This window comes from Bradyrhizobium sp. 23 (assembly GCF_023073295.1).
GTDB classification, from domain to species: domain Bacteria; phylum Pseudomonadota; class Alphaproteobacteria; order Rhizobiales; family Xanthobacteraceae; genus Bradyrhizobium; species Bradyrhizobium canariense_D.
The window spans coordinates 229,108-240,059 of the sequence record NZ_JADPJF010000064.1; the positions used below are offsets into that span (position 1 = coordinate 229,108).

11 protein-coding genes and 2 pseudogenes are annotated in these 10,952 nt (G+C 63.1%); 8 read left to right on the forward strand and 5 right to left on the reverse strand.

Going from position 1 to position 10,952, the window contains the following annotated elements; genetic code table 11:
* Window positions 1-63 precede the first annotated feature (63 nt).
* Window positions 64-309: a zinc-finger domain-containing protein gene (locus IVB32_RS16200; protein ID WP_007602543.1), complete on the reverse strand. Its 246-nt coding sequence runs from the start codon at window positions 307-309 to the stop codon at window positions 64-66.
* A gap of 303 nt (window positions 310-612) precedes the next feature.
* Between IVB32_RS16200 and IVB32_RS16205 the strand changes: the two genes are divergently transcribed.
* Together IVB32_RS16205 and IVB32_RS16210 are read left to right on the forward strand one after the other, a co-directional pair.
* On the forward strand, window positions 613-1,749 hold the full coding sequence (locus IVB32_RS16205) for a hypothetical protein (protein ID WP_247371632.1): 1,137 nt from the start codon (window positions 613-615) through the stop codon (window positions 1,747-1,749).
* 34 nt (window positions 1,750-1,783) lie between these two features.
* Complete coding sequence (locus tag IVB32_RS16210; RefSeq protein ID WP_085396325.1) at window positions 1,784-2,539, forward strand: alpha/beta hydrolase; 756 nt, start codon at window positions 1,784-1,786, stop codon at window positions 2,537-2,539.
* 147 nt (window positions 2,540-2,686) lie between these two features.
* On the opposite strand, the gene IVB32_RS16215 is transcribed toward IVB32_RS16210, so the two are convergent.
* The gene (locus IVB32_RS16215) at window positions 2,687-3,649 is read right to left on the reverse strand and encodes an AraC family transcriptional regulator (RefSeq protein ID WP_085396133.1); all 963 of its coding nucleotides are present in this window, start codon (window positions 3,647-3,649) and stop codon (window positions 2,687-2,689) included.
* A 214-nt stretch (window positions 3,650-3,863) separates the two neighbouring features.
* On the opposite strand from IVB32_RS16215, the gene IVB32_RS16220 reads away from it, so the two are divergent.
* Together IVB32_RS16220 and IVB32_RS16225 are read left to right on the forward strand one after the other, a co-directional pair.
* Window positions 3,864-4,634 (forward strand): alpha/beta hydrolase, encoded by a 771-nt coding sequence (locus IVB32_RS16220; RefSeq protein ID WP_026232924.1) that lies wholly within the window; start codon window positions 3,864-3,866, stop codon window positions 4,632-4,634.
* A gap of 188 nt (window positions 4,635-4,822) precedes the next feature.
* A pseudogene (locus IVB32_RS16225) lies at window positions 4,823-5,424 on the forward strand (hypothetical protein).
* A gap of 157 nt (window positions 5,425-5,581) precedes the next feature.
* On the opposite strand, the gene IVB32_RS16230 reads toward IVB32_RS16225, so the two are convergent.
* On the reverse strand, window positions 5,582-6,940 hold the full coding sequence (locus IVB32_RS16230) for a hypothetical protein (RefSeq protein ID WP_247371634.1): 1,359 nt from the start codon (window positions 6,938-6,940) through the stop codon (window positions 5,582-5,584).
* Between the two features lie 275 nt (window positions 6,941-7,215).
* Here IVB32_RS16230 and cysE point away from each other — a divergent pair, with 275 nt between their 5' ends.
* Together cysE and IVB32_RS16240 are read left to right on the forward strand one after the other, a co-directional pair.
* Entirely contained in the window at window positions 7,216-8,040 is an 825-nt protein-coding gene (gene cysE / locus IVB32_RS16235; RefSeq protein ID WP_007602549.1) for a serine O-acetyltransferase, read from the forward strand.
* A 151-nt stretch (window positions 8,041-8,191) separates the two neighbouring features.
* Window positions 8,192-8,410 (forward strand): DUF3126 family protein, encoded by a 219-nt coding sequence (locus IVB32_RS16240; protein WP_007602550.1) that lies wholly within the window; start codon window positions 8,192-8,194, stop codon window positions 8,408-8,410.
* A gap of 89 nt (window positions 8,411-8,499) precedes the next feature.
* On the opposite strand, the gene IVB32_RS16245 is transcribed toward IVB32_RS16240, so the two are convergent.
* Window positions 8,500-9,084, reverse strand: coding sequence for a DUF1349 domain-containing protein (locus IVB32_RS16245; RefSeq protein ID WP_026232925.1), 585 nt, complete (start codon window positions 9,082-9,084; stop codon window positions 8,500-8,502).
* A gap of 263 nt (window positions 9,085-9,347) precedes the next feature.
* Window positions 9,348-10,055, reverse strand: coding sequence for a hypothetical protein (locus IVB32_RS16250; RefSeq protein ID WP_247371636.1), 708 nt, complete (start codon window positions 10,053-10,055; stop codon window positions 9,348-9,350).
* A gap of 222 nt (window positions 10,056-10,277) precedes the next feature.
* Here IVB32_RS16250 and IVB32_RS16255 point away from each other — a divergent pair, with 222 nt between their 5' ends.
* Window positions 10,278-10,607 (forward strand): hypothetical protein, encoded by a 330-nt coding sequence (locus IVB32_RS16255; protein ID WP_007602553.1) that lies wholly within the window; start codon window positions 10,278-10,280, stop codon window positions 10,605-10,607.
* A 90-nt stretch (window positions 10,608-10,697) separates the two neighbouring features.
* Window positions 10,698-10,952: pseudogene (locus IVB32_RS16260) on the forward strand (gamma carbonic anhydrase family protein); the annotation flags it as partial.

Below are 10,952 nucleotides of genomic sequence, written 5' to 3' on the forward strand. Positions count from 1 at the left end.
CCGATGCCGGCACCGGCGATGACAATCGTTCGGGAGAGCGCCACCCCTGGCCGATGGAAGCGGTCAGGCCACCTTGTCCTTCAGGACGCATTCCGGCGGACGGGCTTCGCCCGCCTTCAGGTCGGCGGCGAAACGGTACAGAGTCGAGCAGTACGGGCAGATGATCTCGTTGTCGTTGCCGAGGTCGAGGAAGACGTGCGGATGATCGAACGGAGGGTTGGCGCCCACGCACATGAACTCTTGCGAGCCGATCTCGATGACGGGGACACCGGCATCGTTGTGGAAGTGCGGGACGACATGGTCGGACATCGTACTCATCCTGGAGTGGCAATGGCGGCAGACACAATCACGACTGCCGCGGCATTATTAAGGCGCCGCGGACCATACTGGTGGGTGGAGATGATTGCTAGTCCAGCGGAACCGAAAGCTCCGCAATGCCCCATGCTCATTTGCTCATGCAAATTCGACACAATCTTGCGGCCTGAGAGAAGCCCTTCTTTCGTCGGGGACGTTGTGTCGCAATTTTGGCATACTATGTCTGTGGACGAGCGTAATTGCGACGAAAGACAACCGTTAGGCGTCAACGATCTCAGGACCGTCCAGGCTCTCCGCATGAAGTGGTTGCGAATCAGCACAGCGTTGACCGGTATCGCGGCATGCGGCTTCATGCTCGCGCAGGTAGCACCGCACGCCCGCGAGGCCGGGGCGATTCTGGCCGCCCAGGACGATCCCGCCGCGCTCTCAGAGATCAAGCTCGACGCGCTGCTGCGGCACAACGACCGCCTGATTCAAGACAACATCGAGGTCGCGCTCGCATCGGGCGATGCCGATCTTGCCGACAGTTTTGTCGCACTGGCGCGCGACCGCAACATCGCGCTGCCTGACGACCTCCCGAGCCGTGTCGGTGACGCGGTCAAAGCCGAAAACTCCACCTCGCATTTCGCAAAACGGTTTGCCACCGGTCTCGTTACCGGCAACGCGGATGATGTTGCGAGCTTGTCGGGAACCATGGCCGGCGATCTCTTCGTCATCGGCGACATCAGGGACGTCGTCCGCGAGGGCAAGCACCTCGCCATGGGCGAGGAGACCGACCGCCTGGTGCTGGGCCTTGCGGCCGCGGGTCTCGCGGTCACGGCCGTGACCTACGTCTCCGTCGGCGGTGCCGCGCCGGTTCGCGCCGGGCTGACGCTGGTGAAGGACGCGCGCAAGGTCGGCCGGCTCGGCGAGGGACTAGCGGCATGGGCCGGCCGGTCCGCGCGCGAGGTCGTCGATACGCCGATGCTCCAGAACGCGGTTGCCTCCGGCTCGGTGCTGCGGCCGGGCCAGACCTTGAGCGCGATCAAGGCCGCGTTCCGCGCCGAGAAGGCCGGCGCGCTGGTTCGGCTCGGCAAGGATGTCACGCGCGTGGTCGAGAAGACCGGCACGCGCGGCGCGACGGATAGCTTGCGCATCGCTGAAGGTCCCAAGGACGTCGCACGCGCGGCGCGGCTCGCGGAAGCGCAGGGCGGCAAGACGCGCGCGATTCTGAAGCTGCTCGGCCGCGGCGCGCTGCTGCTGATCGGCGGGGCGTTCAATCTTGCACTCTGGCTGTTCGGTGCGGCGTTGACGCTGCTCGGCCTGTTGTTCTCGATCAAGGCGACGACGGAGCGCCTGACCCAGGCCTGGTGCGATCGCAGACGGGCGCGGCGACTTCGCCAGGCGCGGATCGCCGCCGAAGCCGTTCTGGCAAGCCCTGCCGTCACGGCCTAAGATACCTCTTCCCCTCAAGATTGCGGAACTGATGATGCCGAGCTTTCACAACGGCGCCGTTGAAATTGCCTATCTCGACGAAGGCGAGGGCGATCCGATCATCCTGGTGCACGGCTTTGCCTCCAGCAAGAACGTGAACTGGGTCTATCCGACCTGGGTCTCGGAGCTGCGCAAGAACGGCCGCCGTGTCATTGCGCTCGACAATCGCGGCCATGGCGAAAGCGCAAAGCTCTACGAGCCCGCGCAGTACTCCATCCCGACCATGGCCGGCGACGTGCTCGCGCTGATGGATCACCTCGCCATCCCGCAGGCCGATCTCATGGGCTATTCGATGGGCGGACGGATGACGGCCTGGCTCTCCCTCAACGAGCCGCAGCGCCTGCGTTCGGCAATCCTTGGCGGCATCGGCATCGGCGGCCTGATCGAGGGCACCGGGCCCGGCGAGAACGTCGCGAAGGCGCTGGAAGCGCCCTCGCTCGACGACGTCTCCGATCCCGTCGGACGCACGTTTCGTGCTTTTGCAGACCAAACCCGTTCCGACCGCAAGGCGCTGGCCGCCTGCCTGCGCGGCACGCGCGATCTCATGACGAAGGACGAAGCCGCGCGCATCGACGTGCCCGTGCTGATCGCGGTCGGCAGCACCGACGACGTCGCGGGTTCGGCCAGCGCACTCGGTGCCATCATCCCGGGTTCGGAAGTGCTCGATATTCCCGGTCGCGATCACATGCGCGCAGTCGGCGACAAGGTCTACAAGACTGGCGTGCTCGATTTCCTCTCACGCCGCGCCTGAGGCGATGAGGCGGTTTCAGCTATCCTGAAATGTCTCGTTACAGTGGGCCATCCACTCCCTTCGGCAACCGTCCATTCCTGTACCTAGGGATCGGGGTTCGCTAAGGGCGCATATGAGACTCAACTCGAAGCCACAGCTTTATCGAGGTCAATCGGATACTTGCAATTCCGATCCGTCCAACTGCGCACGGGCTCCGTCGGCGCGTCGCGCAGCCCGGTAACGGCCGGGCGACTGACCAATGTGCCGGTGAAACAACTTCGAAAACGCCGCTGCAGTCTCGTAACCGATCCGGTTGGCAATCCGTGCGATCGGTTCGTCGCTGGTTTCCAGCAGGAACGCCGCCTCCGCCATCCGGCGTTCGATCACATAACGTTGCATGGGCTGGCCCACGAGCCTAGTGAAGCGCGCCGAAAATGCCGAGCGGCCGAGCCCGACGCGACGGCCTAGGTCGCTCAGCGTCCAAAGCTGCTCCGGACTTTCGTGAATCAGCTTCAGCGCCGGTCCGATATGGGGGTCAGAAATGGCCCCGATCCAGCCGCCTTGCCCGGGACTGAGAGACGCGATCCAGCTTCGCAGCACCTCGACGAAGAGCACCTCCGTCAGTCGTGAAAGCGCGACGCCTTGGCCAGGACGCTCGAGCGCGGACTCGCTCATCATGCGGCGCAGGATGGCTTCAAGCCAACCACGGTCGGACGTCGGCTTCAGCAAGAGCACGGGTGGAAGCAACTCCAGCACGCTGCCAAACGTCGGCCGCGACACCGTGAAATTGCCGCAGAGCATGGTCGAGAGCGGCTTTGCACGGCTGCCGTGACGAACGAATCCGAGGCGTGGCGACGACCGTTCGATATCCATGATGCGCAAAGGCTCGGCCCGGCGATCCGAATAAAACACATGGGGCTCGCCACGTGTGATGACGACAAAATCGCCCCCGGTGATCTGGATTTCCTCTCCCTGTTCGAGCGCGAGGGTCGCTGAACCTTGGTTGAGATAGTGAAACAGGGCGTAGGGGCGCGCCGGCAACTCAAGATGCCAGGGATGGCCGAGCTCGAAGTGAAAGAGCAGCGTCCCGCCGAGACGAACCCGATCGAGCACCTGGGTGAGTATATCCATCCCCCGAGACTAGAACCGCGGACGATCGGACACAAGACACGGACGATTGGTCCCTATCGTCCGAGAGGTCCACGGAATACGTCATGCCACGGCGGGCCGACGGGACGTGCGGCAACCATTTCGCCAACGGCAGATGGAAGAACCGCGACCTTGCTGGAAACGCCTGTCCATTCCCCCGGACTACTTTCGTCCGACATGCCAAAAGGAACAAACAATGCGAACTATTCTCCTCTCAGCCGCCACCGTCCTCCTGGCCGGAACGACGTTGGTCGGAGCCGTACATTCCGCCGAACTGCCCAAGGGGGCAGCGCACAACGTCGTGCTCGTGCACGGCGCCTTCGTAGACCAGACGAGCTGGCAGCCGGTTGCCGATATTCTCACCAAGAAAGGCTACAACGTCACGCTCGTCGAAAATCCACTCACTTCGCTCGCCGCCGACGTCGATGCGACCAAACAGGCGCTCGCGAAGCAAGCCGGCAGGACCGTTCTGGTCGGCCACTCATGGGGCGGCGTGGTGATCACGCAAGCCGGCAACGATCCCAAGGTTTCGGCGCTGGTTTATGTGTCCGCCTTTGCGCCGGAGGTCGGTGAATCCCTGGCGTCGCTGGCAAAGGCCGGTCCGCCGACCGAAGGCGGCAAGGCGATCCACCCCGATGCGAAGGGCAATCTGTACATCGATCCAAAGGTGTTTCCGTCAGCCGTCGCGGCTGACCTTCCTCCGGAGATCGCCGCGCACCTGGCCAACTCGCAGCTTCCGCTGAACCACGTTGCATTCGAAGCCCCGGTCGACGTTGCGGCCTGGCATGACAAGCCGACGTTCTACGTCATCAGCACGAAGGACAAAGTCCTCGCGCCCGAGGCCCAGAAGTCGTTCGCGGCCAGGATCCACGCCCAGACGACGGAAGTCACCGGCAGCCATGCCTCGCTCGTCGTCCATGCGAAGCAGGTCGCTGAGGTGATCGAAAAAGCCGCCCTCACGAGGTGACGGTGCCGCTCCCGGCGCTGTGGCGCCGGGAGCCCGCGCGCTCCCGCTCGACCATTTTAAGCCAGGCATCCGTAGAGTGCTGAAACGTCCTGACGACACTTCAGCTCACGGACGTGAACACCTCCAATCGCGGAAACGCAACAAGTGTTGTCATGATGTGAGCGACGCATTGGAACGGACATTCCTGCATGTATAAGGCACTTCTTGTCACCCTCACTGCTGTGGCTCTTACCACCGTGTCTGCCGCGTCTGCTCCCGCCGTCAGCAGAGAGCCGCTGAATGCTGCGACGCTCAGCGCAATCAAATCGAAGTTCGGCAGGCTGATGGAATTGGCAAACAAGCATGATTTCAAGGCTCTGTATCGGATGTTCTGGCAATCGCCCTCGGCCCTTTTGGTGGCCAAGAGCGCGATCCCGTCCGAGGGAAACTGGGCCGGCTTTTGGGGTAACGCGGCGATTGATCAATAGCTGCATGATATCGGTAGCCCGGTCCGGTCGTACTCGAGCCAGATTTTTCGAAGCTCAGGGTTGTCGGCCTGACGCGCGACGTCGCCGAGTCCTATGTGCCGATGACCATCACCGTCTCTTATGCGGGGCAAGATGGAACAGCCAGGCCGTTTCTCATGATCAGCAACTGGCTTCGCGTCGGGAAGGACTGGAGGGTCGCTTCCGAAATCATTCTTCCGGTGCCGGCGGCACCGGCACAAAGAGCTAGCCGCGGAACGCCTCAGTTGTTGTACGGCACTGACCGTCTCGCACTTGGGTCCGTTTTCACGCAGCCGGCTGACTAACGGCTGGTCGTGCTCATGCCACCGCCCCGCCGCGTGTGCCGATTTGCGGGGGCGATGAAGGGCTCCAAACACCCTTGAGAACGAATGCGCTGGTCTTACTGGATAAACGCGATCGCTGCTCGGACGAAACCAGGCACGATGGCGCTTCACCCCAATCTCACCGCGCTTTGCTGTCTTCCCCAAGGCGGCGCGCCAGCGCCATCAGCACGGTGAAGGTCGCAACCCACACCATCCGCGCGCCATAGCGGTCGTGCGGGCCGGAGATCACGCCGCAGATGAAGGCGTTGCCGAGCAGCGCCAGCGTGATGGTCGCCGCCAGCAAGGTCAGGTCGTCGAGCCGGCGGTTCGCGAGGGCATGCGCCAGCAGCGCGACCAGCGCCAGCATCGAGGCCAGCGCGACGGGAACGTGCAGCCAGTTGATGGTGTCGAAATCGAGTCCCCAATTCTGCTGGCGCGCGGCGCGCATCGGCGCGGCCTGCGAGGGGACATAACGTTCGATGATGCCGCGGGTGTGCGGGATCCAGCCATTGGTGCCTTCGCCGGTCGCCACATGCAGCAATTGCTGGCCCAGCGCCTGCAAGGCCGCGCCGGCCTGCCAAGCCGGATAGTCGGCGAGCGAACCCACGACGATGGTGCCCATCTCGTCGTTCATGCCTTCGAAGCGGCCGAGCGTGTTGAACATGCTCTTGCCCCACAGGAATTCGTCGGCGCTCGCCGGCAATTGGTCGCGATAGGGGCAGAGCTTGAGTTTTTCGCGTGGGCAATGGTCATTGAGATAACGCGCAACGATGCCGTCCTGCATCATGCGGCCGAAGGCGACGCCGGTGCCGCCGGGCGTCCACGTCCACTTGCCCGACAAGGCATGGTTCGCCGACACCAGCATCAGGCCGCCAGCGAGGATGGTGAGGCTCGCTTGGGCCAATCCGGCGATCGGAAGCCGGCGCCCCAGCAACGGCCGCGCCATCCAGCCGGCGATGCAGAGCCCGAGCAGCACGCCGAGCGTGGCGCTGTGGGTCGCGGCGGCAAAGGCCGTGAAGACGAACAGCGAGATTTTTTCGAGCGCCGAGGTCCGCGGCCCGCCGACGACCAGCAGGAATAGCGACAGCACCGACAGGCCTGCAAAAATGTCGGTGAGCAGCATGCTCGCAAGCCAGGGCAGCGCAGTCGACAGGATCAGGAGCAGGCTGATCACGACTAAACGGAACGTCTGCATCATCGAGAGCACGCGCAAGGTGAGCTGCAACAGCCACAGCGTGGCCAGCGACTGGACCGCGAGGTTGATCCAGAACCCTGAACTTTCGCCATAGTGCAGATAGATGCCGAACACGGTGGAGCGGCTCGGGACGAGATAGCCCTCGTACCAGCGCGCCAGATAGCCTCCGGTATCCCATTGCAACAGCGGATAGCCGTTCCAGAATGCCGGCGCGATCAACAGGAGCGGCAGGGCGATGGCGGCGAGCCGCAGCCAGAGTGAGCCCGCGGCGCCCGCGTGCGCATGATCGGTGGTGATGGTCAAATCCGCTCCGTCCTCACTCGGACCATGCCCGCAATTACCGTTGAGGCGGAATTCACCAATAGTTTGACGCCGCCCGGCTTGAATTTGGCGAAACCCTGACCATTTTGAGCCGACCTTGCCGCCCGGGGTGTCGGAAGAAACTGTTGTGATTCAACGCGTTGGCATGCCCCCGCCGGGCAACGCACTGTTCACTCTCAGGCAAGCCCGTCAGGACTTTGTCGCCTAGACTGTGTTATAGAACCAGTGAAACGAGCCAATTCGAAAGAGCAGATCTCATGGCAGTGCATCAGGTCAATCCGGGAGGAAAGCTCGCAACGCTCGATCCGATCTGGGATCGGATCCGCGGCGAAGCGGAGGACATCGTCCATCGCGAGCCGGAGCTTGCGACTTTCATCTATTCGACGGTGCTGCATCACAGCCGCCTGGAAGATGCGGTGATCCATCGAGTCGCCGACCGGCTCGATCATTCCGCGCTGTCGGGCGATCTCGTGCGCCAAACCTATGACGAGGCGCTGCGCGACGATCCCGATCTCGGCAACGCCTTCCGCGCCGATCTCGTCGCCGTCTACGATCGCGACCCCGCGACCTCGCGCTTCATCGATCCCTTGCTCTATTTCAAGGGCTTTCACGCCATCCAGACCCACCGCCTCGCGCATTGGCTCTATCTGAAGGGCCGCAAGGATTTTGCGTATTATCTGCAGAGCCGGGCGTCTGCGGTATTCCAGACCGACATCAATCCCGCCGCGCGCATCGGCCGCGGCATCTTCCTCGACCACGCCACCGGCTTCGTCTGCGGTGAGACTGCGCTGATCGAGGACGACGTCTCGATCCTGCATGGCGTTACGCTCGGCGGCACCGGCAAGGAGAACGAGGACCGCCATCCGAAAATCCGCCACGGCGTCCTGATCGGCGCCGGCGCGAAGATCCTCGGCAACATCGAGATTGGTCATTGCGCGCGCATCGCGGCGGGCTCGGTCGTGGTCAAACCGGTGCCGCACAACGTGACGGTCGCAGGCGTGCCTGCCAAGGTCGTCGGCGAAGCCGGCTGTGCCGAGCCGTCGCGCACCATGGATCAGATGATCAACGCCATGGGGCTCTGAGATGGGCCTCTGAGGCGGGCCTTCGAGCTTGTCGGAAGGGGCGGATTTTCCGCCCCTTTCGTCCCAAAAATTCTTTGGCAATTCATGCTGGCGGTTGGTCGCGTCTCGTCCTAAAACCCGCGCCAACCCAGATTTCGATTGGAGACTTGCCGTGGACGTCAAGGAAGTTAGGAAGCTCGACGCGTATTTGAAGCGCGTATTCGGCAATCCCAAGATCCGCGTCGTGCCGCGGCCAAAGAAGGATGATTCCGCCGAGGTCTATATCGGCGAGGAATTCATCGGTGTGCTCTTCGTCGACGACGAGGACGATGATCGCTCGTTCCAATTCCAGATGGCGATCCTCGAGGACGACCTCGTCGACCAGGAATAGTTCGGCGATCGTCTCGCTCAACGGGGCCGCGCGGGCGCGGCTCCATGCCTTTGCTTTCTTGCAAGAACATATTTCTGCAAGGGTGATGTTCAGCTCAGGTCGTGCAGGTCTTTTCCGAGGGGAGGTGTCAGACGAAACGTCGAGAATACGACTTCTAGCCCCGCCCGTTCGGGTGTGCAGGCCATCGGTCCCACAAGGTAGGAGTTTGCTTTAGGAAACGCCGCCAGCCGCATGAGGGGCCAGGATTTGCCGTCGGCCGAAACTTGCAGACGGAGGACACCGTTGGCGATGGTCGCGCGGACCCAGAAGTCGCTGGCATTATGCTCATAGGGTGCTGTCGCCCAGTCTGATTGCCCGTTTGTCAGCACGCTCGCGAGCATAGCGCGGCCATCTGACAATTCGATTCCGGCTTTGACCCAATGATGCGCGTCGAGGCGCACCATGATGCCCGCCTGATCATAGAGCGCCCGGAAATCGCCCTGAACACGCAAATCTGCGGTGAATGCTTCGCCTGTCGGAAAGCCCAGGAAATGTCCGCTATCGCGATTGAAGCCGTAATGGGTTTCGCGCCAGAAATCCGTGGCCTTGTCCGTGAGGATCCGCAGGTCATCACCCTCTGCCGCCCATCGCTGCGGTTCATTTAGCCACACACCGTCACTTCTGCGGAGAATCATGACTAACCTCTGTCGCGGATGCCTGCCGGTTCGGTCCGTGAGTCGGACGAGCACGGCATCGTGCATTGAGATGAAAAGGCAATGTAGCCGAGATTGCTTCGCTTCGCTTGCAAGGACGAGCAACAGCTTCGCCGCCGCCCCATCCTGACACCATACGCGCGAAGCTGACTTCGAAAAATACGAAGCATTACAGGAGCTTGGCTACTGTGCATGGGGTTGTTTTCGCAGTTTTTGTTTTGGAAGCGCAGGTCGCGCGGTCGCGTTCAGCCCTTCGGGCCGCGCAGCTGCGCCGTCAGCTTCTCCATCGCTTCCGCCGTATCGCGCCACTGCGACAGCCAGCTGCGCGGAAAGCGGAAGGTGAGGTCGGCGCTGCCGACGCGGCGTTCGGCGAGGCACATGCCGGGCGTCGCACCATCGCGCGTGCAGCGCGCGGTCAGCGCGGGACTTGCGGCAGAATAGAGATCCTCGGTGCCGTAAGGCGTGTCAGCGCGGAATATCCGCATCGTCAGCCCATCCTGAGGCATTGCCGCGGCCTGGTCGAGATAGCGTGGATAAATCGTGGCGGTGCGCTGCTCGGGCGAGAGCGCATCGCGATGTGCGGCGATCGACAGGAAGATGCGGTCGATCGGCTGCATCGCCGCATCCACGCTATCGGCGGTGACGTGCTTCGGCGCGCCCGGCGGCTCCAGCGAAGGGTACAGGAAGTCGAGATCGATCCGCTCCTGTGGCCCGGAGTGGCGCTGGATCTTCATGCGGATCGCGTTGGTCGGCAGGTTGAACAGCGTGCCGCCGACGCTCACCGGCAGCTTGTCCGGGGCATTCGCGCCGCTCGGACCCCAGGTCGGCCACAACAAATAGGCGACGAGCGCGACGGCGCACGCCGCGGCAGTGCCGCCGAGCACGATCGGGATGACGTGTGCCCGGGTGCGCGCCCGGGGAGATTGAGGGGAAATTGCCGAAAACACCGTCATGAGCCGCGCGAATGAGTCGGAAGTCGGCCGATGGCCGACGAATCAGCGGCGAATATGCCACGTGGTGGCGATTTCGCGGAGCGTTGGCCGGCTGCAGGGAAGGGAGAGAGGCCTGCGTGGAACGGCTGGCGGCGTTAACCTTCCCTTAAGGATAATGTAGCGTTAACCGGCACTCTTTGTCACAGGAAGGTACCTCGCGTTGCGTAAGGGCGGACTGTTCCGATGACACCTGAAGCTCTCAACACATTCTTCTCGATCGGCATTGGTTTCGCGCTCGCGGGAGCGCTCGTGAGCGGATACCAGACGGTCGCACAGCGGCCGGCCGGCTTCGGTCTGTTGCAGGACGGCGTGGCGCCGAAGACCTTCGCGGCGGTTCCGTTCCTGGTGTTCGCGGCGCCTTTCATCATCATGCGCAATACTCTGCGCGGCAGGCAGGTGGAGAGCCGCCGCGTCGAATTCGTGATGATGGCGACCGTCATCGCCGGCTTCTGGAGCATGATGAGCGGCACCTTCTTCCTGATGACGCTCCGCGCGGCCGGCGTTCTGGTCTGATGCGCGCGCTATAGGGCTGCCTGCGCGGCGGCCCTTTGCGTCAAGGCCGCCGTTTCGCTATGGCTGGGGTTGACGCGACAGGAGACCCTCATGGCGATCTACGAGCTCGACGGGCAGGCGCCCGACCTTCCCGCCGACGGCAACTACTTCATCGCGGAGACCGCTACCGTGATCGGCCGCGTGCGCCTGAAGCCGGGCGCGAGCGTCTGGTTCGGCGCGGTGCTGCGCGGCGACAATGAGTGGATCGAGATCGGCGAGGGCGCCAACGTGCAGGACGGCTCGACCTGCCACACCGATCTCGGTTTTCCGCTTCAGATCGGCAGGAACTGTACGGTCGGGCATAAC